A 22,193-nucleotide genomic window follows, 5' to 3' on the forward strand; every position below is an offset into this window, starting at 1 on the left:
TTCTGCGCCGAGAGGAAGTGCCGTAGGGTGGGCAAAGCGCAGCGTGCCCACCATGCAACGACGAATTCGCAGAAAGATGGTGGGCACGGCGCGCGAAGTGCGCGCGCCTTTACCCACCCTACGATTCCAGCCTTACGCCCGCGCCGCGATCGCCGCGGCTTCCGCGGCGGCGCGCTGCATGCTGGTCGACATCTCGTTCGTGACCGTGCTCTGCTCCTCGACGGCGGCGGCGGTCGAGGTCACGTATTCGCTGACATTGTTGATCGCCTGCTTGATCGAGCCGAGCGCGCTGACGACGTCGCCGGAGATGCCGTTGAGGCTGCCGATCTCCTGGCCGATCTTGTCGGTCGCCTGCTTGGCCTGGTTGGCGAGGCTCTTCACTTCGGAGGCGACCACCGCGAAGCCGCGGCCGGCTTCGCCGGCGCGGGCGGATTCGATCGTGGCGTTGAGCGCGAGCAGGTTGATCTGACCGGTGATGTTGTTGATCATCTCGACGATGCCGCTCATCGCCTGCGCGGCCTCGGTGAGGCGCTGCGCCTGGGCGTCGGCGGCGGCAACTTGATCCACCGCGCTCATCGCGGTCTCGCGCGACTTGGTCATCGCCTCGGAAATCTCCCGCACCGAGGCATTCAACTCCTCGGAGCCGGCGGCGACCGATTCCATCATGCCGCGGACGCGCTCGTTGCCCATGCGGACCAGCACCTGCCGCGTGGTGTCGGTGGCATATTTCACGACCTTGAACGGCTTGCCGTTGAGATCGAGGATCGGATTGTAGGAGGCCTGGATGTAGACCTCCTTGCCGCCCTTGCCGATGCGCTTGTACTCGGCCGCCTGGTACTGGCCGCGGTTGAGCGCGGCCCAGAACTCGCGATAGGCCGCGCCGTCGCGCTCGCTGGGTTCGACGAACATGCTGTGATGCCTGCCCTTGATCTCGGCCAGCGAATAGCCGAGCGTGGCGAGGAAGTTGGTATTGGCGGTGATGATCGTGCCGTCCATGTTGAACTCGATCACGGCCTGGGCTTTGTCGATCGCCGCGATCTGACCGGCGAGATCGGCGTTCTTCAGCTTCTCCGCGGTGATTTCGGTTGCGAACTTGGCGACGCCGAACGGCTTGCCTTTCTCGTCGAGCAGCGGATTGTAGGAGGCGAGGATCCAGACCTCGCGGCCCCCCTTGCCGATGCGCTTGAACTCGCCGGCCTGATATTCGCCGCGGTTGAGCGCAGCCCAGAACTGACGATAGGCGGCGCCGTCACGCTCGGCGACCTCGACGAACATGCTGTGATGCTTGCCCTCGATCTCGGCCAGCGAGTAGCCGAGCGCCTTGCAGAAATTCTCGTTGGCGGTCACGATGGTGCCGTCGAGCTTGAACTCGATCACGGCCTGGGCACGGCTGCTGGCGGCGATCTTCGAGGCGTCCGTCATGCTCCGGATCTTCTTCTGGGTGATGTCGGTCGCAATCTTGGCGACCATCACCGCCTTGCCGTTGCCGTCGAGCACTGGATTGTAGGATGCTTCGATCCAGACCTCGCGGCCGCCCTTCGCGATCCGCTTGAACTCGCGCGCCTGATACTCGCCACGGTTCAGTGCGGCCCAGAATGCCTTGTACTCGGCGTTGTCGCGCTGGTCGGCCGGCACGAACATGGAGTGATGCTTGCCCTGGATTTCGTCGAGCCGATAGCCGAGGGCATCGAGAAAATTCTTATTGGCCGTGATGATCGTCCCATCAAGGTTGAATTCGATCATCGCCTGCGAGCGGCCGATGGCGGCGAGTTGTGCGTCCGAATCACTGCGGGACTTGCGACCAAACATCAAACAATCTCCATCTCGAAAAACCACCGATGGGGACGCGCCCGTCGGAACCAGGGATGTGACCGCGCGGCAGCGTCGCCGTATCTCAGTCTGCGGCTCCCGTGGGCCGTTCGCTTGAAAAAGAGAGCCGCGCCAATTTGCGCGGACGGGATCGGAAGCTGGTGTGCGATCCGATTCGTACGGGAAAAGCTCGAACAAAGTTCTAATAGAAATGTCGGAATTCGGCGGCCGATGGATCGGCATGTCCGCGCGATGGACAGAGGCGTTCAGGCCGGGAAAGAACGGCAGAACTTGAAATGAGGCTTCTCATTCAACGGCTTGAGGAGATGCCGCATCATCTCATCGGCGCGAATTGAGCTTGGCATAACGTATTCGCGCGACGCTATGTCGTGTTTGTCCGTAGTCTCACGGCTGCTGTCGCGCCTTGCGCATCGCGCGCCGGCCGATCCCCCACAGCGTCAGATTCCAGGTGACGCAGGTGCCGAGTGCGAGAGTCAAACCGACAGCCGAGCCGAATTGCACCACCGCGACGTGCATGACGGCAATCGCCATACCGAATCCGAGCAGGCCCCACGCGGAGTTGGCGAGGACGGCGGCCGTCGGCGGACCGCCGATGCGCGGATGCAGGATCAGCATGATGCTGGAGAACACCACCGGATACAGCGCGATGATGCCGCTGATGCGGGGACCGACCCAGCCGGAGGTCGAGACCACGATGGCGACAAGGGTCGCGACCAGCGCAGCCCGCATCGGGACGTCATACCAGCGGCGCGTCACCAGCGGCATTTTCGCGTGGCGATAGCCTGCAAGCAGCGGAATGCAGATACCGAATGCGATCAGATTGGCGGCAAGGCCCGCGGTGAGCGACCACTCGAACTGGCGGATGATCGATGCAAGCACGATCCACACCGCGATGGCGCTTCCGCAACTCACAACGAGGCCGCGCCGCTGCGACAGCACGACATAGGTGAGGCACATGAAGATCGTCGCCGCGTTCACCGGCAGGCTCGCCAGCGCGCCCTGCGCGATGAAGGCGGCGTCATGATCGATCGCAAGGAAGACGTAGGACGGACCTGCCGACACCGGCAGGGTCGCGATCAACGCGCCGATCACCGGCCCCGAGCGCTCGGTGATAACAGACGCCGTCACCACGAACGCCGCCGCGATCGCCATGCGCAGGAGCAGGAAAAGGATGAAGTGGAGGTCGAGGGGCATTTTTCATTCGTCGTCCTGGACAAGCGAAGCGCAGATCCAGGACCCATAACCACAGGCTTCGCTGTGTTGGACGGTCGTAGTTGCCGGTACCGCGAGACAATCGGCGCTTGGGGTAATGGGTCCTGGCTTTCGCCAGGACGACACCGATTGTCAGGCTGCGGTCCTCATCTCACATCCTTTGCATCGACACCGAGACCTTCGGGCCGTTCTTGATGGTCTGGTAGACGACGCAATAGCGCTCGGTGAGCTTGAGCAGCAGATCGAGCTTGTCCTGCGGCGCCGGTGTATCGACCTCGAAGCGGAGGCGGATCTCGGCGAAGCCGACCGGGGTCTCCTTGTCGACGCCGAGCGTGCCGCGGAAATCGAGATCGCCCTCGGCATAGACGTTGCCGGCCTTGAGCGGCACCTCGATCGCGGTCGCGACCGATTTCAGCGTGACGCCGGCGCAAGCCACCAGCGCTTCCAGCAGCATGTCGCCGGAGCAGAGCTCGAGGCCGGAGCCGCCGGTGGCGGGATGCAGGCCGGCCATCGCGATGGCGCGGCCGGTCTCGACCTTGCACGCGATACCTTCGCTGTCGGTGGAACCCTTGGCCTTCAACGTGATCAGCGCGGCCTTGGGATCGGTCTTGTAGCGCTCCTTGATCGGGGCCTGCATCTGGCGCAGTTCAGCGGCGTCCATTGTTCTCTCCCGGAAAAATCGCTCCTCGATGTACCGGCTCAGAGAGACATTGTCACCACCACATGGCCTGGCCGGGACCCTGGGTTGCGTCCCGGTCGGGCACGCTGCGGTCGAGCGAACGGTCGAGTGAGGTCAGCACACTTCGCTTGAAATTCTCGAACAGCGGCGAATTGCGGTCGCGCGGCCGGCCGAGATTGATCTCGATCTGGTCGAACAGCCGGCCCGGCCGCGGCCGCATCACCAGTACGCGATCAGCCAGCACCACGGCCTCGTCGACGTCATGTGTGACGAGGATCAAGGTCGGGCGGGTGTCGGCCCAGAGGTCGAGCAGATGATCCTGCAGATCCCTGCGCGTGAACGCGTCGAGCGCGGAGAACGGCTCGTCGAGCAGCAGCACCTCGGGCTGTGGCACCAGCGCCCGCGCAATCGCGACGCGCTGCGCCTGCCCGCCCGAAAGCTCGCGCGGCCAGGCCTGTGCCTTGTCGCCAAGCCCGACGCGCTCCAGCGCGCGAGCCACCTTCGCGCGCCGCTCGGCCGCGGGCAGATCGGCGAGGCCGAAGCCGATATTGTCGGCGACGCTGAGCCAGGGCAGCAGCCGCGGCTCCTGGAAGATGATGCCGATCTTGGCATGCGGCGAAGCGATCGCCTCGTCATCGAGCGTCACCGTACCGGAGCTGGCGCGATCGAGGCCGGCGATGGCACGGAGCAATGTCGACTTGCCGCAGCCGGAGCCGCCGATGATGGCGATGATCTCGCCCTGTTTGATCTCGGCGGAGAAGCGCGCCAGCGCCTCGACGCCGTTGGGATAGGTCTTGCTGACCCGGTCGAGCGCCAGCATCGCCTCAAGCTCCCTTCGCGCGACCAAAGGCGTCCTGCCAGCGCAGGAACGGCGCGGAGGCGACTTCGATCAGCCAGTCGGTGAGCTTGCCGAGGATGGCGAAGATCACGATGGCGGCAAGGATCTGCGCGGGTTTGCCGAGTTGCTGGCCGTCGAGCAGGAGATAGCCGAGGCCTTCGGAGGCGCCGATCAGCTCGGCCGCGACAACGAACATCCAGCCGAGGCCAAGACCGACGCGCAACGACACGACGTAAGCCGGCAGCACAGCAGGCAGCAGGATGCGGCGGATCATCGCAAAGCCGGAGAGACGGAAGGTGCGGCCGACCTCGACGATCTTGCGATCGACCGAGAGGATCGCGCCCATCACCCCGAGATAGACCGGGAAGAACACGCCGACCGCGATCAGCGCGATCTTCGAGGTCTCGAAAATGCCGAGCCACAGGATGAACAGCGGCACCCAGGCAAGCGACGGGATCGCGCGCAGCGCCTGCACGGTCGGATCGAGCAGCCGGCGCGCCAGCGACCAGTAGCCGGAGATCGCACCAAGCAGCGTCCCCGCAACCACGCCGAAGGCGAAGCCGAGGCCGACACGCCACAGCGTCGCAGTGATGTGACGCACCAGTTCGCCGGAACGGGCGAGCTCGGTGATGGTGGTGAAGATGCGAGAGGGCGGCGGCACCAGGCGCCCGTTGGACCAGCCGGACCAGACCACGAGCTCCCACCCGAGTGCGAGCGTCACCGGCAGCAGCAGCCCCAGCACCGGCCGCGCATAGCGCGACAGCCGCGAAGCCGCGGCGGCGCTCTCGGCTGGTTCCGATGATTGTTGCAGCACTGGCGCGTCGGAGATCATGGCCGGTAGGAAGCGCGTCTGACGAGGGAATGCAACACTACTCTTGCCGCGTCCTCAGCCGTCGTCCCGGGTTCGCTTCGCGCCCCGGGACGACGGCGGAGTGTGGTGCGTGCGCTTGCCTCTTCCCTGCCGACTAATTCGTCGGCAGCGGGACCTGGTCGTCGATCAGGGCATCGAGCGTCGCCTTCACGTCGACCTTGGCATCGACGACACCGGCCTGTTGCAGGGCGAGGCCCGCGGCGAGGATCGACTCGCGCTGCGGCGCGCCGATGCGGCTGTGGGTGAGCTCGGTGCGCTCCTTGAGCTGCTTGTCGACGACCGCCTCGGGCAGCTTCGTCACCGCGATGAAGGTCTTCTTCAGCTCGTCGTAATTCGCCAGCGAATATTTGCGCGCCTCCTCGTACACCGCGAGCACGCGGCGGGCGGCATCCGGATAATCCTTCAAGAACTGCTCGCGTACATTGAGGATGCCCCAGGTGTTGGCATCGGCCTTGCGATAGAACAGCTTTGCGCCCTCCTCGACCTCGGCCTGCGCCATCATGGGATCGAGACCGGCCCAGGCATCGACGTCGCCGCGGATCAAAGCGGTCTTGCCGTCGGCATGCTGGAGCAGCACCGGCGTGATGTCCTTTTCAGTCAGGCCCGCGCCCAGCAGCGCGCGCACCAGGAAGATGTGCGGATCGGTGCCGCGCGTCACCGCGACGCGCTTGCCCTTGAGGTCGGCGACATCAGCGATCTTGGAGTCCTTGCCCGTCACCAGCGCGGTCCATTCGGGACGCGAATAGACATAGATCGACCTGATCGGGTTGCCGTTGATCTTCGCCACCAGCGCCGCCGAGCCCGCGGTCGAGCCGAAATCGATCGAGCCGGCGTTGAGGAATTCCAGCGCCTTGTTCGAGCCGGCCGACTGCACCCAGGTGATGGTGATGCCGTCCTTGGCGAACTCCTTCTCCAGCAGCCCCTTCTGCTTCAGCACCATCGACACCGGGTTGTAGGTCGCCCAGTCGATGCGGATTTCCTTGAGTGGATCGGCGGCCTGCGCCGCAGGGATCAAAGCAAGCGTCATTGCGCCCGCCAGCAGAATGCGTCGTGTAATCCCAGTCATGCCCGGCCTCCTCCAAAACTTCATTGTTTTTCAATGAGTTATATCTAGAGGTCAACGAGAAAATCCGACCCTTGAAAGGGCGCCCGCCGAGAACAGATTTGCCCGAAGCCAGCCTTTTCCAGCACGGAACGACTATTGCCAGCGAATGACGGGTGACAGCGCCTGTCACCTCTTATATCCGGTGAGACATGGACAGCGTCGCAACTGAGCAGAAGCCACAGGTGGACGATCGCTTCGACACCGCGCGGATCACCGCCGCGGTCGATGCGCTTGCCGAGAAGCACGAGGGACGCGAGGACGCGTTCCGCACCGCCATGGCGCAATTGCTCAAGGCCGAGCTGATCGCGGCGCGCGCCGCGGCGCAGGCCATCCTGCTGAAGGACCGTCACGGCCGCCGCTGCGCCGAGCGGCTGTGCCACGTGCAGGACGAGATCATCCGCATCCTCTATTCGGCCGCGACCCGCCATCTCTATCGCTCGCCGATCCCGAGCGGCGCCGAGCGCATGGCGGTGGTCGCGACCGGCGGCTATGGCCGCGGCCTGATGGCCCCCGAGTCCGACATCGATCTCCTCTTCATCCTGCCCTACAAGCAGACCGCCTGGGGCGAGCAGGTCGCCGAAGCCATCCTCTATTGCCTCTGGGACATGGGGCTGAAAGTCGGTCACGCCACGCGCTCGGTCGACGAATCGATCCGGCAGGCGCGCGGCGACATGACCATCCGCACCGCGATCCTGGAAACGCGCTTCCTCACCGGCGACCAGCCGCTCTACGACGAGCTGGTCGAGCGCTTCGACAAGGAAGTGGTGCAGGGCACCGCATCCGAATTCGTCACGGCCAAGCTCGCCGAGCGCGAGGAACGGCATCGCCGCGGCGGCCAGTCCCGCTATCTGGTCGAGCCCAACGTCAAGGACGGCAAGGGGGCGCTGCGCGACCTGCACACGCTGTTCTGGATCGCAAAGTACGTCTACCGCGTCCGCGACACCGACGAGCTGGTCGAGCGCGGCGTATTCGACGCGCAGGAATACCGCAGCTTCCGCCGCTGCGCCGACTTCCTCTGGTCGGTGCGCTGCAATCTGCATTTCTACTCTGGCCGCGCCGAGGAGCGCCTGTCCTTCGACCTGCAGCGCGAGATCGCGGTCCGGCTCGGCTACACCTCGCATCCCGGCATGCAGGACGTCGAGCGCTTCATGAAGCACTACTTCCTGGTCGCCAAGGAGGTCGGCAACCTCACCGCCATCCTCTGCGCCAAGCTCGAGGACCAGCAGGCCAAGCCCGCGCCGGTCCTGAGCCGGATGATGGCGCGGCTGCGCCCGACGGCGGTGAAGCGGCGGGTCCCTGACAGCGACGACTTCATCGTCGACAACAACCGCATCAACGTCGCCGCGCCCGACGTGTTCAAGCACGATCCGGTCAATCTGATCCGCATCTTCCGCCTGGCGCAAAAGAACAACCTCGCCTTCCATCCGGATGCGATGCGCGACGTGACGCGCTCGCTCGGCCTGATCAACGCGCAGCTGCGCGAGAATCCGGAAGCGAACCGGCTGTTCATGGAGATCCTGACCTCCGATAATGCCGAGATCGTGCTGCGGCGGATGAACGAGACCGGCGTGCTCGGCCATTTCATCCGCGCCTTCGGCAAGATCGTCTCGATGATGCAGTTCAACATGTATCATCACTACACCGTCGACGAGCATCTGATCCGCTGCATCGGCTTCCTGCAGGACATCGAGCGCGGCGGCATCGAGGAGTTCGCTCTCGCCAGCGACCTGATGCGCAAAACGAGACCCGAGCACCGCGCGGTGATCTACATCGCAACGCTCCTGCACGACGTCGCCAAGGGCCGGCCGGAAGACCACTCCATCGCCGGCGCCAAGGTGGCACGGCGGCTCTGCCCGCGGCTCGGCTTCAGCCCGGCTGATACCGAACTCGTGGCCTGGCTGATCGAGGAACATCTGACGATGTCCACGGTCGCGCAGTCGCGCGACCTCTCCGATCGCAAGACCATCGAGAACTTTGCCGCCGTGGTGCAATCGGTCGAGCAGATGAAGCTGCTGACGATCCTCACCACCGCCGACATCCGCGGCGTCGGTCCCGGCGTGTGGAACGGCTGGAAGGCGCAGCTCTTGCGCTCGCTGTACTACGAGACCGAGCCGGTGCTTACCGGCGGTTTCTCGGAAGTCGACCGCGGCAAGCGCCTCGCGGCCGCGCATGCCGAGTTCCGCATGGCCTTCGCCGAATGGCCGAAGGACGAGCTCGATGCCTATATCGGCCGGCACTATCCGGCCTACTGGCTCAAGGTCGAACTGCCGCGCAAGATCCGCCACGCCCGCTTCGTGCGTTCAAGCGAGCAGGCCGGCCACAAGCTCGCGATCAATGTCGGCTTCGACGAGGTGCGCGGGGTCACTGAGCTCACGATCTTCGCCGCCGACCATCCCTGGCTGCTGTCGATCATCGCCGGCGCCTGCGCCTCGGCCGGCGCCAACATCGTCGACGCGCAGATCTACACCACGACCGACGGCCGTGCGCTCGACACCATCTCGATCTCCAGGGAATACGACCGCGACGAGGACGAGGGCCGCCGAGCCACACGCATCGGCGAGATGATCGAGGACGTGCTCGAAGGCAAGCTGCGCCTGCCCGAAGTGGTGGCGCGGCGCACCGTGCGCAGCAAAGCAAAGCCCTTCGTGATCGAGCCGGAAGTGACCATCAACAACCAATGGTCCGACCGCTACACCGTGATCGAGGTGTCCGGCCTCGACCGCCCCGGCCTGCTCTACGAGCTGACCACCGCGATCTCGAAGCTCAACCTCAACATCGCCTCGGCCCATGTCGCGACCTTCGGCGAGCGTGCCCGCGACGTGTTCTACGTCACCGACCTGCTGGGCGCGCAGATCAACGCGCCGACGCGGCAGTCCGCGATCAAGAGCGCGCTGACCCATGTGATGGCCGGCGACAAGGCGGTTCAGCCGGCGGCGTGATCCTCCCTTGTCATTCCCGGGCGCCGCGCAAGCGGCGAGCTATGGTGCGCAATCGCGCACCTGAGAATCTCGAGGTTCCGGGTTCGATGCTTCGCATCGCCCCGGAACGACGGCGCCTTCAAACCTCCACCCCCTCGTGCCGCAGCAGCCAGCGCTTGCGCTCGAGGCCGCCGCCGTATTTCACCAGCGAGCCATCCGCGCCGATCAAGCGATGGCAGGGCAGCACGACGCTGATCGGGTTGGAGCCGTTGGCATGGCCGACGGCGCGAATGGCTTTTGGCGTATCGATCCTTGCCGCGAGCGCGCCGTAGCTCAGCGTGGTGCCAACAGGGATTTTGGCAAGCGCGGTCCAGACCTTTTGCTGGAATGGCGTCCCTGCGATACGCCATGCAATCCCTGAGAGCTGATCGTGATCGCCGTCGAAATAACCCGACAGCGCAATGCGCATCGCCGTCGGCGCGGGCTGATCACTCAGCTCCACCGCGCCGTAATGCAGGCGCAACAGCTCGCGCATGCGGTGCTCATAGTCTTCCCAGTCGAGCGCACGCAGATTGCCCTCGGCATCGGTGACCAGCAGCGCGATCCCGATCGGCGTCGCCATGCGATCGAGGCCGAAACGTTCAGGCGTCTTGGTTGATCGAACGGGCATTGCAGCACCAGGCAATCGAAACACACCCATCGCACTTGCCATGGCAGCCGTGCTAACGTCCACCCGAAAGCTGACGCTTTTGGGGGAGCTCAACTTGAACTTGATCGCCAATGTCCTGGTGGCGCTGGTCGCCGCACTGCACGCCTACTTCCTGATCCTGGAAATGTTCCTGTGGGACAAGCCACAGGGCCTGAAGGTGTTTCGCAACACGCCGGAGAAGGCCGCAATCACGAAGGTGCTGGCCGCCAATCAGGGGCTCTATAACGGCTTCCTGGTCGCCGGCCTGATCTGGGGCCTCGTCCACGGCAATCCGGCCTTCGCGTTCCAGATCAAGGTGTTCTTCCTGCTCTGCGTGATCGTGGCCGGCGCCTATGGCGCGGCGACCGTCAGCACGCGGATCCTGATCGTGCAGGCGGTGCCGGCGGCGGTCGCGCTGGTTGCATTGTTTCTCGCCTGAGACGCTTCGGCGCAGCGCCGCGATCCTTGCGCGGCGCCTGCCCTTCCTCCACAATCTCCGGCAGCGATGGCGACCGTTGCAACAACGGAAAAAGACCATCGGCCGAAAATTCCGTCAGGAGGAACAACCCAACATGACCAATCGCAGAGCTTTCCTAGCTGCCACGACAGCGCTCGCCTTCGCATTCTCCGCCAGCCAAGCCCTCGCCCAGAAGAAATACGACACCGGCGCGAGCGACACCGAGATCAAGATCGGCCAGACCGTTCCGTTCTCGGGGCCCTACTCCGTCTACGCCAATATCGGCAAGACGCAGGCCGCCTACTTCAAGATGATCAACGATCAGGGCGGCATCAACGGCCGCAAGATCAATTTGATCCAGTATGACGACGCCTATTCGCCGCCGAAGACGGTGGAGCAGGTGCGCAAGTTGGTCGAAGGCGACGAGGTGCTGTTCACGTTCCAGCTGATCGGCACCGCGGCCAACGCCGCCGTGCAGAAATATCTCAACGGCAAGAAGGTGCCGCAGCTTCTGGCCTCCACCGGAGCCGCACGGTTCAACGATCCGCAGAACTATCCCTGGACCATCGCCTATAATCCCAACTACGTGTCCGAGGGGCGCATCTACGCCAAATACATTCTCAAGGAGCATCCGAACGCCAAAATCGGCGTGCTCTACCAGAATGACGACATGGGCCGCGACTATCTCGCGGGCCTCAAGAGCGGTCTCGGCGACAAGGCCGCCAGCATGATCGTCGGCGAGGTCTCCTACGAGGTCACCGATCCCACCGTCGACTCGCAGGTGGTCAAGCTGAAGTCGATGGGCGTCGACGTGTTCTACGATGCCTCGACGCCGAAGTTCGCGGCGCAGGCGATCAAGAAGCTCGCCGACCTCGGCTGGACGCCGGTGCACATCCTCGACATCAATGCGAGCCCGATCTCGGCGACGCTGAAGCCGGCCGGCCTCGACATCTCCAAGGGCATCATCTCGACCCAATACGGCAAGGAGCCGGGCGATCCGCAGTGGAAGGACGATCCGGGCGTGAAGGCCTTCTTCGCCTTCATGGACAAGTATTTCCCTGAGGGCGACAAGCTCAACACCGTCAACACCTATGCCTATTCGGTGGCCGAATTGCTGACGCAGGTGCTGAAGCAATGCGGCGACGACCTCACGCGCGAGAACGTCATGAAGCAGGTCGCCAACATCAAGGGCTATACGCCGAGCCTCGCGCTGCCCGGCATCAAGATCAACACCGGGCCGAACGACTTCCGCGTCAACAAGCAGATGCAGATGATGAAGTTCAACGGCGAACGCTGGGAGCTGTTCGGGCCGATCATCGAAGACACGGGCCCGTCGGGTTAGTTTCGGGAACGGATCGTAGGGTGGGTTAGCGCAGCGGATTACGCGAAGCGCAAACCGCTGAGCGTAACCCACCTCTCTAATCTCCGCGGTGACAGAAGTGGTGGGTTACGCCGGCGCCCGCGCTACGCGCAGACGCCGTCTAACCCACCCTACGAACTGCGTGTCTCTTCCCACCTTGCGTCGCAGCAACGCCTCCTCCACACTCGCCCTCAGCGGTGACGTCCGACGCGCAAGCGCGCGCCGGTCAGATCACTTGCAATAACAAACTGAGGGAATTGCGAATGAGGAATGGAATGCTGCATCTGGCCACGGCAACGGCGCTGACCCTGGCGCTGTCGATCTCTGCGGCCAATGCCCAGAAAAAATATGATCCGGGCGCCAGCGACACCGAGATCAAGGTCGGACAGACCATGCCGTTTTCGGGACCCGCGTCGGCTTATTCGTCGATCGGCAAGACCCAGGCCGCCTATTTCAAGATGATCAACGACCAGGGCGGCATCAACGGCCGCAAGATCAATCTGATCCAGTATGACGACGCCTATTCGCCGCCGAAAGCCGTGGAGCAGATCCGCAAGCTGGTCGAGAGCGACGAGGTGCTGCTGACCTTCCAGATCATCGGCACGCCCGTGAACGCGGCCGTGCAGAAATATCTCAATTCCAAGAAGGTGCCGCAGCTGTTCGCAGCGACCGGCGCCTCGAGGTTCACCGATCCGAAGAACTTTCCGTGGACCATGGGCTACAATCCCAACTACTTCGTCGAAGGCCGAATCTACGGCCAATACATTCTGAAGGCGCATCCGGACGCCAAGATCGGCGTGCTCTATCAGAACGACGACCTCGGCAAGGACTATCTGAACGGCCTCAAGGCCGGCCTCGGCGACAAGGCCGCCAAGATGGTCGTGACCGAAGCGTCCTACGAAGTCTCCGATCCCACGGTCGACTCGCAGATCCTCAAGATCAAGGACGCCGGCACCGATCTGTTCTTCAGCGCGACAACCCCGAAGCAGGCCGCGCAGGCGATCAAGAAGATCGCCGAAATGGGCTGGCATCCGGTCCAGATCGTCGACATCAACGCCACCTCGGTCGGTGCGGTGTTGAAGCCGGCAGGCCTTGAGGCTGCCAAGGGCCTGATCAGCGTCAACTACGGCAAGGAACCGCTCGATCCGACCTGGAAGGACGACGCCGGCCTGAAGAAGTATTTCGACTTCATGGCGAAGTACTATCCGGACGGCGACAAGGACTCGAACTTCAACACCTATGGCTACGGCACCGCCCAGCTCCTGGTCCACGTGCTGAAGCAGTGCGGTGACGATCTGACGCGCGAGAACGTCATGAAGCAGGCGGCATCGCTGAAGGACGTCACCAACGACATCGCCCTGCCCGGCATCAAGGCCAACACCTCGGCGACCGACTATCGCGTCAACAAGCAGCTTCAGATGATGAAGTTCAACGGCGAGCGCTGGGAACTGTTCGGCCCGATCCTGGAGGATGCGGGTCCGGCGGGTTAGTGGTTGTTCAACTCTGAACGGCGATCGGCGGCCATCTGGCCGCCGATTTTTTTGGGGGGCTTCGCCCGATCTACCACCGTCACCCTGAGGCGGCCGCCTCTTCGGCGACCCTCGAAGGGCGACGGCCCCGCTGGTGGCGGCGCGGAAGCATCGGGGCCGTGCATCCTTCGAGGCTCCCGGCGCGATGCTTTGCATCGCGCCACTCGCGCCTCAGGATGACGGGGAGAGATCGCCGATTGCGCCTACGCTGGTATCTCCCCAAAGTTCTTCCCCACCGGCAGCACAGCGTGCCGGATCAACCGCGAATCCTCCACCGCCGCCTGGCGATGCTTCACCGCCTCGCGATAGACGGGATCGCGGATCATCTCGACGAAGGCGGCAACGCTCGGGTATTCGGCGATGAAGCAACGGTCCCAGCGTTCCTCTTGCGGGCCGATCAGCATCAGCTCGAACCTGCCTTGCCAGACGATGCGGCCGCCGAGGCGTTCGAACACCGGGCCGCTCTCGCGGCCATAGGCGGCGTAGGCTTCCGCGCCGCTGGCCTTGCGGCCGTCGGGGTAGGCCGCTTCTTTCCGCAAGCGCACCAGGTTGAGCATGTGGATCGGGCCCGGGCGATCGTTCTCCCGGAATTGCGCGAAGATCTCCTTGGTCGGATCGATGTGGCCCATGCTTGCTCCCTTCGTTTGTTTTAAGGCGGCAATCCTAGCCTTGCCGCCCTGGAAGCGGAACTGCGGCGGGCGAATGCCGCACCTCCTAATCGCGCGTTAACGCCGGGGTAACCCGGCCTTAAACAGCGACCGCTAGCGTGCGGCGGGGCGGGCTGACCGGGCGTATTTGCGTATGGCGTGGGGAAAGAAAAAGGGTGGGCGGAAGGAGCCGCTGTTCGGCTTGCCCGCGGCGCTCGCCGATCTGCGCCTGACGGCTGCGGACCGCATTCCCGGCGGCGAGGACAAGCCGAAGAAATCAGCGAAATCATCCGCCAAGCGCAAGAGCGAGGATGCCGGCGACGAGCCGCCGCGCGAGCGCAAGGCACCGGCCAGCCGCAGCGGTGCCAAGCGCCGATCGAAGTCGCGGTTCGGTGCCGGCCTCGGCCGCCTGGTCTATTGGGGCGCGGTGCTGAGCCTGTGGGGCGTCATCGCCGTGATCGGCGTCGTGATCTATGTCGGCGCCCATCTGCCGCCGATCCAGTCGCTGGAAATCCCCAAGCGTCCGCCGACGATCCAGATCGTCGGCATCGACGGCAGCATGCTGGCGCAGCGCGGCGAGATGGCCGGGGCCAATGTCGCGCTGAAGGACCTGCCCCCTTACTTGCCGAAGGCTTTCATCGCCATCGAGGACCGCCGCTACTATTCGCATTTCGGCATCGACCCCATCGGCATCCTGCGCGCGCTCGTCACCAACGTGCTCCATCGCGGCGTGTCGCAGGGCGGCTCGACCTTGACGCAGCAGCTTGCCAAAAACCTGTTCCTGACCCAGGAGCGCACCATGCAGCGCAAGCTGCAGGAGGCGGAGCTGGCGATCTGGCTCGAGCGCAAGCACTCCAAGGACGAGATTCTGGAGCTCTATCTCAACCGCGTCTATTTCGGCTCCGGCGCCTACGGCGTCGAAGCCGCCGCGCAGAAGTATTTTGGCAAGTCGGCGAGGAACGTCACCGTCGCCGAAGCCGCGATGCTGGCCGGCCTGGTCAAATCGCCGTCGCGCCTTGCCCCGAACCGCAACCCCGAAGGCGCCGAAGCGCGCGCGCAGATCGTGCTCACGGCGATGGCGGATGCGAAATTCATCACCGAGGCACAGGCGCAGGCCACGATCGGCCATCCTTCCTACAATGTGAAGCCGGCCGGCGCCGGCACGGTCAATTACGTCGCCGACTGGATCGGCGAAGTGCTGGACGATCTGGTCGGCCAGATCGATGAGAGCATCAAGGTCGAGACCACGATCGACCCGAAGCTGCAGAGCGTGGCGGAAGCCGCCATCATCGACGAGCTCGCGGCCAAGAGCGTGAAGTTCAATGTCAGCCAGGGCGCGCTGGTGGCGATGACGCCTGATGGCGCCGTACGCGCCATGGTCGGCGGGCGGAACTATTCCGAGAGCCAGTACAACCGCGCGGTCACCGCCAGGCGTCAGCCAGGCTCCTCGTTCAAGCCGTTCGTGTACCTGACCGCGCTCGAGCAGGGGCTGACGCCGGATACCGTGCGCCAGGACGCGCCGATCGAGGTCAAGGGCTGGAAGCCCGAGAACTACACCCACGAATATTTCGGCGCGGTGACGCTGACGCAGGCGCTGGCGATGTCGCTCAACACCGTCGCCATCCGCCTCGGCCTCGAGGTCGGGCCGAAGAACGTGGTGCGCACCGCGCACCGGCTCGGCATCTCGTCAAAACTCGAGCCCAATGCCTCGATCGCCCTCGGCACCTCCGAGGTTTCGGTGGTCGAGCTGGTCGGCGCCTACGCGCCCTTCGCCAATGGCGGCTTCGCGGTGGCGCCGCATGTCGTCACGAGAATCAGGACGCTCAGCGGCAAGCTGCTCTACATGCGCCAGCCCGACGAGCGGAACCAGGTGATAGATCCCCGCAATGTCGGCATGATGAATGCGATGATGCGCGAGACGCTGATATCAGGCACTGCCAAGAAGGCGGAGATTCCCGGCTGGCCCGCGGCCGGCAAGACCGGCACCAGCCAGGATTATCGCGACGCCTGGTTCATTGGCTACACCGCCAACCTCGTCACCGGCGTCTGGCTCGGCAATGACGACAACTCGCCGACCAAGAAGGCCACCGGCGGCGGCCTGCCCGTCGAGGTCTGGTCGCGCTTCATGAAGACGGCGCACGAGGGCGTGCCCGTCGCGAACTTGCCGAGCTCACCAGGCGGCTGGGGCCTGTCGAACCTCGCGCAGGCGGCCTCGCAAGTGTCGCCGCCGACGGCAGCCGCGCCGGGACCGGCACCGGCGAGCGCCGGCGGCTATCGCCCGCCGCCGCCCACGCGCGCCAATGTGCGGCCGGAAGCCGCGGCCGGGCTCGATGGCTGGCTGATGGACCGGCTGTTCGGCGGCAATCGCTAGCTGCGGGCTGGGGCCGCAATGGCCTCAAAACAAAAACTGCGAAAACAACCCCATGCACAGTAGAACGTGACATCCGGCGTGACGCTGGGTGGATCGTTCGAAGCGTTTGATGCGGCGGGGTTAATCAGGCGATCGGCGCAATCGTCGCGAAGCGTGGCGAGAATCGCGCGAGACGCGCCGATGTTGCCTCGTCCTCCGCTGTCATTCCCCGCGAAAGCGGGGAATCCAGTACGCCGCGGCCTCTCGGCTCTATAACTGCTGCCTCTGGAATACTGGATCGCCCGCCTGCGCGGGCGATGACAGCATTTGCTGGACTGGGTCACCCGCGCAACTCCCGCCACCGCTTCGGCAAGTCCTGCCTAGCGCGGCAAGATCGACCGGGGCCGGCGGCTCGCTGGGCGTAAAAACATCAATCTCTTCAGGCTTCCGTCAGCGGCCCGGGATTTGCTCCCATAGGTTGAGTGAATAACCGGAGAGCGTTCCATGATTTCGGGTGTATCCAGCGCGGTGTTGCCTCATCTGCGGCCCGCATCAACGTCCACTTCAAATGCGACATCGGGTCTCCAGCCGGTCGTTGAGGATACGACCCAAGCTGCGACCGGCGGCTTCCGGATTGACGGCTCCCAGGTCAAGCCGCTGACAGGCGCCAAGCTGATATCGGCTGCGGATGATCCCTTCCTGCACGACTTGATGGCGATGCACTGGCTGATGGCCCACGACACGGGTGCAGCTCAACCCGGCGTCTCGGACGACGCACCCGAAAACATTTACGCCCAGGTGAAAGTTGACGGCAAGGTGGTGGCGACGCTGTACAATGGCGGCTCCTCGACCATGACCAACGCAGCGGCCTCAGAGATCGGCAAGCTCGAGGATCCTCCCGGCCTGAGCGGACCGGATCTGGCGCAGTGGCGGGCCGACCAATACGCCGAGCGGCTTGGCGGCACCGTCGAGAAGGCACCGACCGCGATCACCCAATCGCAATGGACACCGCGTGAGGGCAGGTCCACGACCTATAGCCGCGAGCAACTCGACGCGGCGTTCCAGGCGATGCTGGCGGAGGGGCAAAGGGCGACCGCGCAGCAGCAAGCGCGCTATCTGGCGTCACGCGCGCAGGCGGGGACGAGTGCGGATCTCAGTGCGTGAGTGAAGAGACGATCTCTTGCTCCACCTACGGTGTCGTCCCGGCGAACGCCGGGACCCATAGCCATAGGGAGAAGTTTGGCGAAGACTCGTCGTTCGGTACTGCGTCCTTCTGCGACCGATAGATCACGCGGTATGGGTCCCGGCTTTCGCCGGGACGACACCGTGGGTGGTCAGAAGCGCGCCCTAATCCTCGACCCCGTACCGGTGCAGGTCATTGCCGTGCGTGTCGAGCCACTTCTTGGCGCGCTCCATCGACGGGCAGACTTTTCCGCACACGCGCCAGAACCGCGCCGAGTGGTTCATCTCGACGAGATGGGCGACCTCGTGGGCGGCGAGATAGTCGAGCACGAAGGGTGGCGCGAGGATCAGGCGCCAGGAGAATGACAGCGAGCCCGCCGAGGTGCAGGAACCCCAGCGGCTGGACTGATCGCGGATCGAGAGCCGCTTGACCCTGACACCGAGCTCGGCGGCATAGGCCTCCGCCGAGCGCTGAAGATCGCGGCGCGCCTCGCGCTTGAGGAAGTCATGGACGCGACGGTCGGCATGTTCGAGACCGCCGGCCACGCAGAGAATCTTTTCACCGCTGTCGCGCGTCTCGGTCCACACCGTGCCACGGGTGCCTGCGCGATGAACGATGCGATGGGGCGTGCCGCGAAGCGGTATCACTGTGCCAGGCTGGAACGGTGCAGCCTTCGGCAGACGGCCGAGACGTGCCGCGATCCACGCGCCGTGACGCGTCGCGAAGTCTTTTGCTTCGGCCAGCGTGCCGCGCGGCGGCATGGTGAGGATGGCTTCGCGATCACTCGGATGAATTCTGAGCGTGTAGCGGCGCGCGCGTCTGTGCCGGCGCAGCCGGATCGCAAAAAACTGCGATCCATGGGTGATGACGAGGGTCTTCGGTTCGTGGGGCCGCCGATAGAGGAGTGCGCGAGTGGCCATGTCTGTGAGTCCGGGGGGCAGGAGTTCGCCCGGATTCTGCCATAACCACCGCCAGGGAAAGCGCTCGGCGCAAAAACAAATCATTTGCCCAATATACAGGGGTTCTTCAGTCCGGGAGACCCTACAGACTGGGGTTGGAACCGGCTTTTTTCGCCCCCGCTGGACGCATGCGACATCCCCAAGGGGTGAGGGGTGACTCACTCCTATGACGCTACCTAAATACCGCGAATCTGGAGGGAACTTACCCCTGCCGGAGGCTCCGGCAGGGACGGAAATTTCGACGGGAAAGCCGAAATTCAGGATTATTCGGCCGCGAGAGCCTGCAACGAGCTCGGATTCGCAGCGGAGACCATGAAGTCGTGAATCCGCGGCACGATCTCCGACTTGAAACGCGATCCGTTGAACACGCCGTAATGTCCGACGCCCTTTTGGACGTAATGAACGCGGCGATGATCGGGGATCGAGCTGCACAGACCGTGCGTCGCTTCGGTCTGACCGAGACCTGAGATGTCGTCGTTCTCGCCTTCGACCGTCATCAACGCCACGCGCGTGACCTTGGAGGGATCGACAAGAGTTCCGCGATGGGTCATCTCGCCCTTCGGCAGCGAGTGCTTCACGAACACGGTGTCGACCGTCTGCAGGTAATATTCGGCCGAGAGGTCCATCACCGCGAGATATTCGTCGTAGAAGTCGCGATGCTTGTCGACGAGGTCGCCGTCGCCCTTCACCAGATTGGCGAACAGCTGCTTGTGAGCGTCCATGTGCCGGTCGAGATTCATGCTGATGAAGCCGTTGAGCTGCAGGAATCCCGGATAGACGTCGCGCATCATGCCCGGATGCGGGAACGGCACCTTGGTGATGACGTGGTTGCGGAACCAGTCGATGCCGCGCTGCTGGGCCAGGTCGTTCACCCCGGTCGGATTACGGCGCGTATCGATCGGGCCGCCCATCAGCGTCATCGAGGTCGGCACGAACGGATCGCGGCGGGCTTCCATGATCGAGACGGCGGCGACGACGGGCACTGAGGGCTGGCACACCGCCATGACATGGGTGTTGCCGCCGAGGACGTGCAGCATCTCGATGATGTAGTCGATGTAGTCGTCGAGATCGAAGCGCCCTTCGCTGAGCGGCACCATGCGGGCATCGGCCCAGTCGGTGATGTAGACCTCATGCGCCGGCAGGAAGGCTTCGACCGTGCCGCGCAGCAGCGTCGCATAATGGCCGGACATCGGCGCCACGATCAGCACGCGCGGCTGCGGGCTGCGCAGCGGGCGGGTGAACTTGCGATCGAAGTAGAGCAGTCGGCAGAACGGCTTTTCCCAGACCGAACGGATCTCGACGGGGACGCGGATGCCGTTGACCTCGGTGTCGTCGAGGCCCCATTCCGGCTTGCCGTAGCGGCGCGTGGTGCGCTCGAACAATTCGCAGGCCGCGGCGACCGACTTGCCGACCTCGGTACGGGCCCAGGGATTGAGGGGATTCTGAAACAGCAGCTTGGTCGCGTCGGTGACTGCACGGGCCGGATTGAGAGAGGCGTGGGCCATCTCGTACATCCAGTACATCGGCGTCGTCAGGACCGGACTGCCTTCTGCAGCCAGGGGCGGGGCGCCGCCAAACTCACCAATAGGCATCGCTATTATCCTCTTCGCATCGCAGCATACTGCCGAATGCGTAATATTGCGTCAATGCATGGTTCCGTACATCTACGGAGCGCAGACGGCTAAATCAGCCTGAATCCACGAGAAAGTGACGTTATTCACCGCCCGAGAGCAGCGAGCCGTGCTTTTTGGCGCTGCGCAAAAGGGCAAGGAATGCCCCAAAAGAAGCAACCAGAAGTACAGCATTGATGACCAACGCCTCCAGCATCAGATCGATCCTGAAGGTGTTCTCGATCAGCAGCGCGCGCATCCCCTCGAACACATAGGTCGGCGGCAGCGCCCAGGCGACATACTGCAGCCAGACCGGCAGCACGCTGACGGGATAGTAGATGCAGGCGAGCGGCATGATCGCGAACATCAAGGTCCAGACGATGCTCTCGGCACCCAGGCCGTGCCGCAGCACCAGCCCCGAGACGAAGATGCCGACCGACCAGCTGGTGAAGATCAGATTGCAGAAGAAGGCGATCAGCGGCAGGCCGAGCGCATAAACGTTGAAGTGAAACAGGAACAGCGCGAGCAGCGTCATCGGGACGATGCCGATGGCGAGCCGGATCAGGCTCATGACCGTCAGCGACAGCAGAAACTCGATGGGCTTCAAGGGGCTCATCATGAGATTGCCGAGGTTGCGCGCCCACATCTCCTCCAGGAACGAGATGGAGAAGCCGAGCTGGCCGCGGAACAGGATGTCCCAGAGGATGACGGCGCCGATCAGCGTGCCGCCGGCCCGCGCGAAGAAGCTGGCGTTTTCCGCGATGTAGTACTGGATGAAGCCCCAGGTGATGACCTGCAGCGCCGGCCAATACAGGAGCTCGAGCAGCCGCGGCCAGGACGACAGCAGCAGGTACCAGTAGCGCAGGATCATCGCGCCGATGCGGTGGGGCGAGATGCCGCGGTGGAGGGAGAGCTCGGTCAAGGCGCCCTCCCGCTGTCATCCCGGGGCGCGACATAGTCGCGAGCCCGGGATCCATAACCACAGGATTGAATTTGGCGAAGGCTCGGAGTTGACCGTCTCGCGTCACAACCGCAGCCTGTGGTTATGAATTCCGGGCTCGCGCTCCGCGCGCCCCGGAATGACGGGGCTCCACCCGGGCTACGGCAGCTACGATTACAGCTACGCCTCATCTTGCCGCCTCCTTCGCACCGTTCACGCGGCCGCGGGCGACGTCCAGAAACACCTCCTCCAGGGTGGTGCGGTTGTAGCGCGTCATGATGGCTGCAGGCGTGTCGTCGTCCTCGATGCGGCCGCGCTTCATGATGATGACGCGGTCGCAGAGCCGCTCGACCTCGAGCATGTTGTGCGAGGCCAGCAGGATGGTGGCGTTGTTCTGCTTGCGATATCGCTCCATATGCGCCCGGACCCAGTCGGCCGTGTCAGGATCGAGCGATGCCGTCGGCTCGTCCAGCAAGAGCAGCTCGGGCTGGTTGATCAGCGCTTTCGCGAGAGCAACGCGGGTCTTCTGGCCGGCCGAGAGCTTGCCGTTGGCGCGGTCGATGAAATCGGTGAGGTCGAGATCGTCGGCGAGCTCCGCAATGCGGTCGGACAGATTCTTGACCGCATAGAGCTTGCCGAAGATGGTGAGGTTCTGTCGCACCGTGAGGCGCATCGGCATGTCGACATAGGGGCTCTCGAAATTCATCCGCCCCAGCACCGCAGCGCTCTCCTCGGGCATGCGATGCCCGAGCACCTGCACGCGGCCGGAGGTCGGCAGCACCAGGCCCATGATCATCGCGATGGTCGTGGTCTTGCCGGCGCCGTTGCCGCCCAGGAGCCCGGTGATGCTGCCGCGCGGCAGCGAAAAGGAGATGTCGTCGACGGCGCGGGTCTGCTTGTAGACCTTGACGAGGTGATCGACCGCAATCGCCGCGGAGGAAACGTGCTCCGCGACAGTCGGCCGACTTGAAGCCTTGTCATTCTCGGTCATGCTGGGCCGTTCTTCTGCTATTGCAG

General features: G+C 64.1%; 18 protein-coding genes. 6 read left to right on the forward strand and 12 right to left on the reverse strand.

The genetic code is table 11. The features are described 5' to 3' along the window. Positions 1-132 precede the first annotated feature (132 nt). The 6 genes from IQ16_RS00845 to IQ16_RS00870 all read right to left on the reverse strand — a co-directional run bounded on the left by IQ16_RS00845 (position 133) and on the right by IQ16_RS00870 (position 6,496). Positions 133-1,809, reverse strand: coding sequence for a methyl-accepting chemotaxis protein (locus tag IQ16_RS00845; RefSeq protein WP_026312191.1), 1,677 nt, complete (start codon positions 1,807-1,809; stop codon positions 133-135). 405 nt (positions 1,810-2,214) lie between these two features. Then, the gene (locus IQ16_RS00850) at positions 2,215-3,024 is read right to left on the reverse strand and encodes a hypothetical protein (RefSeq protein WP_018644344.1); all 810 of its coding nucleotides are present in this window, start codon (positions 3,022-3,024) and stop codon (positions 2,215-2,217) included. 169 nt (positions 3,025-3,193) lie between these two features. After that, on the reverse strand, positions 3,194-3,703 hold the full coding sequence (locus tag IQ16_RS00855) for an OsmC family protein (protein WP_018644343.1): 510 nt from the start codon (positions 3,701-3,703) through the stop codon (positions 3,194-3,196). 52 nt (positions 3,704-3,755) lie between these two features. Continuing rightward, positions 3,756-4,541, reverse strand: coding sequence for an ABC transporter ATP-binding protein (locus IQ16_RS00860; RefSeq protein WP_018644342.1), 786 nt, complete (start codon positions 4,539-4,541; stop codon positions 3,756-3,758). A 4-nt stretch (positions 4,542-4,545) separates the two neighbouring features. Then, complete coding sequence (locus tag IQ16_RS00865) at positions 4,546-5,391, reverse strand: ABC transporter permease (protein ID WP_018644341.1); 846 nt, start codon at positions 5,389-5,391, stop codon at positions 4,546-4,548. A 133-nt stretch (positions 5,392-5,524) separates the two neighbouring features. Beyond that, positions 5,525-6,496 carry an aliphatic sulfonate ABC transporter substrate-binding protein gene (locus IQ16_RS00870; RefSeq protein ID WP_018644340.1) on the reverse strand — a complete coding sequence of 324 codons (972 nt, stop codon included), beginning with the start codon at positions 6,494-6,496 and terminating at the stop codon, positions 5,525-5,527. 188 nt (positions 6,497-6,684) lie between these two features. Here IQ16_RS00870 and IQ16_RS00875 point away from each other — a divergent pair, with 188 nt between their 5' ends. Further along, positions 6,685-9,474: a [protein-PII] uridylyltransferase gene (locus IQ16_RS00875; protein WP_018644339.1), complete on the forward strand. Its 2,790-nt coding sequence runs from the start codon at positions 6,685-6,687 to the stop codon at positions 9,472-9,474. A gap of 118 nt (positions 9,475-9,592) precedes the next feature. On the opposite strand, the gene IQ16_RS00880 is transcribed toward IQ16_RS00875, so the two are convergent. Next, complete coding sequence (locus IQ16_RS00880) at positions 9,593-10,123, reverse strand: methylated-DNA--[protein]-cysteine S-methyltransferase (protein ID WP_018644338.1); 531 nt, start codon at positions 10,121-10,123, stop codon at positions 9,593-9,595. 40 nt (positions 10,124-10,163) lie between these two features. Between IQ16_RS00880 and IQ16_RS00885 the strand changes: the two genes are divergently transcribed. The 3 genes from IQ16_RS00885 (at position 10,164) to IQ16_RS00895 (ending at position 13,448) form a co-directional block, all read left to right on the forward strand. Continuing rightward, complete coding sequence (locus tag IQ16_RS00885) at positions 10,164-10,580, forward strand: DUF1304 domain-containing protein (RefSeq protein WP_080648090.1); 417 nt, start codon at positions 10,164-10,166, stop codon at positions 10,578-10,580. 133 nt (positions 10,581-10,713) lie between these two features. Next, positions 10,714-11,940: an ABC transporter substrate-binding protein gene (locus IQ16_RS00890; RefSeq protein WP_018644336.1), complete on the forward strand. Its 1,227-nt coding sequence runs from the start codon at positions 10,714-10,716 to the stop codon at positions 11,938-11,940. Between the two features lie 281 nt (positions 11,941-12,221). Continuing rightward, entirely contained in the window at positions 12,222-13,448 is a 1,227-nt protein-coding gene (locus IQ16_RS00895) for an ABC transporter substrate-binding protein (RefSeq protein ID WP_026312190.1), read from the forward strand. Between the two features lie 242 nt (positions 13,449-13,690). Here the strand turns inward: IQ16_RS00895 and IQ16_RS00905 are convergent, their stop codons facing one another. Then, positions 13,691-14,116 carry a DUF1330 domain-containing protein gene (locus IQ16_RS00905; protein WP_018644334.1) on the reverse strand — a complete coding sequence of 142 codons (426 nt, stop codon included), beginning with the start codon at positions 14,114-14,116 and terminating at the stop codon, positions 13,691-13,693. A 172-nt stretch (positions 14,117-14,288) separates the two neighbouring features. On the opposite strand from IQ16_RS00905, the gene IQ16_RS00910 reads away from it, so the two are divergent. Further along, on the forward strand, positions 14,289-16,505 hold the full coding sequence (locus IQ16_RS00910; RefSeq protein WP_018644333.1) for a transglycosylase domain-containing protein: 2,217 nt from the start codon (positions 14,289-14,291) through the stop codon (positions 16,503-16,505). Between the two features lie 483 nt (positions 16,506-16,988). Further along, positions 16,989-17,648 carry a hypothetical protein gene (locus IQ16_RS00915; RefSeq protein ID WP_018644332.1) on the forward strand — a complete coding sequence of 220 codons (660 nt, stop codon included), beginning with the start codon at positions 16,989-16,991 and terminating at the stop codon, positions 17,646-17,648. Positions 17,649-17,831: 183 nt separating this feature from the next. Here IQ16_RS00915 and IQ16_RS00925 read toward each other — a convergent pair whose 3' ends face one another. From IQ16_RS00925 to IQ16_RS00940, 4 genes are all read right to left on the reverse strand, one after another. Further along, entirely contained in the window at positions 17,832-18,671 is an 840-nt protein-coding gene (locus tag IQ16_RS00925) for a M48 family metallopeptidase (protein WP_018644331.1), read from the reverse strand. Between the two features lie 218 nt (positions 18,672-18,889). After that, complete coding sequence (locus IQ16_RS00930; RefSeq protein ID WP_018644330.1) at positions 18,890-20,218, reverse strand: polyhydroxyalkanoate depolymerase; 1,329 nt, start codon at positions 20,216-20,218, stop codon at positions 18,890-18,892. A gap of 121 nt (positions 20,219-20,339) precedes the next feature. Then, positions 20,340-21,158, reverse strand: a complete 819-nt coding sequence (locus IQ16_RS00935; protein ID WP_018644329.1) for an ABC transporter permease — start codon at positions 21,156-21,158, stop codon at positions 20,340-20,342. Positions 21,159-21,363: 205 nt separating this feature from the next. After that, positions 21,364-22,167, reverse strand: a complete 804-nt coding sequence (locus tag IQ16_RS00940) for an ABC transporter ATP-binding protein (RefSeq protein ID WP_018644328.1) — start codon at positions 22,165-22,167, stop codon at positions 21,364-21,366. Between the last annotated feature and the right edge of the window lie 26 nt (positions 22,168-22,193).

It is taken from the genome of Bradyrhizobium huanghuaihaiense (assembly GCF_007830635.1).
GTDB lineage: Bacteria > Pseudomonadota > Alphaproteobacteria > Rhizobiales > Xanthobacteraceae > Bradyrhizobium > Bradyrhizobium huanghuaihaiense.

What these genes read in the sequence shown, in the direction of transcription:
- IQ16_RS00930 (WP_018644330.1), bottom strand. Translation starts at nt 20,218, where the DNA reads ATGCCTATTGGTGAGTTTGGCGGCGCCCCGCCCCTGGCTGCAGAAGGC.
- IQ16_RS00865 (WP_018644341.1), bottom strand. Translation starts at nt 5,391, where the DNA reads ATGATCTCCGACGCGCCAGTGCTGCAACAATCATCGGAACCAGCCGAG.
- IQ16_RS00870 (WP_018644340.1), bottom strand. Translation starts at nt 6,496, where the DNA reads ATGACTGGGATTACACGACGCATTCTGCTGGCGGGCGCAATGACGCTT.
- IQ16_RS00885 (WP_080648090.1), top strand. Translation starts at nt 10,164, where the DNA reads ATGGCAGCCGTGCTAACGTCCACCCGAAAGCTGACGCTTTTGGGGGAG.
- IQ16_RS00915 (WP_018644332.1), top strand. Translation starts at nt 16,989, where the DNA reads ATGATTTCGGGTGTATCCAGCGCGGTGTTGCCTCATCTGCGGCCCGCA.
- IQ16_RS00860 (WP_018644342.1), bottom strand. Translation starts at nt 4,541, where the DNA reads ATGCTGGCGCTCGACCGGGTCAGCAAGACCTATCCCAACGGCGTCGAG.
- IQ16_RS00875 (WP_018644339.1), top strand. Translation starts at nt 6,685, where the DNA reads ATGGACAGCGTCGCAACTGAGCAGAAGCCACAGGTGGACGATCGCTTC.
- IQ16_RS00905 (WP_018644334.1), bottom strand. Translation starts at nt 14,116, where the DNA reads ATGGGCCACATCGATCCGACCAAGGAGATCTTCGCGCAATTCCGGGAG.
- IQ16_RS00845 (WP_026312191.1), bottom strand. Translation starts at nt 1,809, where the DNA reads ATGTTTGGTCGCAAGTCCCGCAGTGATTCGGACGCACAACTCGCCGCC.
- IQ16_RS00910 (WP_018644333.1), top strand. Translation starts at nt 14,289, where the DNA reads ATGGCGTGGGGAAAGAAAAAGGGTGGGCGGAAGGAGCCGCTGTTCGGC.
- IQ16_RS00850 (WP_018644344.1), bottom strand. Translation starts at nt 3,024, where the DNA reads ATGCCCCTCGACCTCCACTTCATCCTTTTCCTGCTCCTGCGCATGGCG.
- IQ16_RS00895 (WP_026312190.1), top strand. Translation starts at nt 12,222, where the DNA reads ATGAGGAATGGAATGCTGCATCTGGCCACGGCAACGGCGCTGACCCTG.
- IQ16_RS00880 (WP_018644338.1), bottom strand. Translation starts at nt 10,123, where the DNA reads ATGCCCGTTCGATCAACCAAGACGCCTGAACGTTTCGGCCTCGATCGC.
- IQ16_RS00925 (WP_018644331.1), bottom strand. Translation starts at nt 18,671, where the DNA reads ATGATTTGTTTTTGCGCCGAGCGCTTTCCCTGGCGGTGGTTATGGCAG.
- IQ16_RS00890 (WP_018644336.1), top strand. Translation starts at nt 10,714, where the DNA reads ATGACCAATCGCAGAGCTTTCCTAGCTGCCACGACAGCGCTCGCCTTC.
- IQ16_RS00940 (WP_018644328.1), bottom strand. Translation starts at nt 22,167, where the DNA reads ATGACCGAGAATGACAAGGCTTCAAGTCGGCCGACTGTCGCGGAGCAC.
- IQ16_RS00855 (WP_018644343.1), bottom strand. Translation starts at nt 3,703, where the DNA reads ATGGACGCCGCTGAACTGCGCCAGATGCAGGCCCCGATCAAGGAGCGC.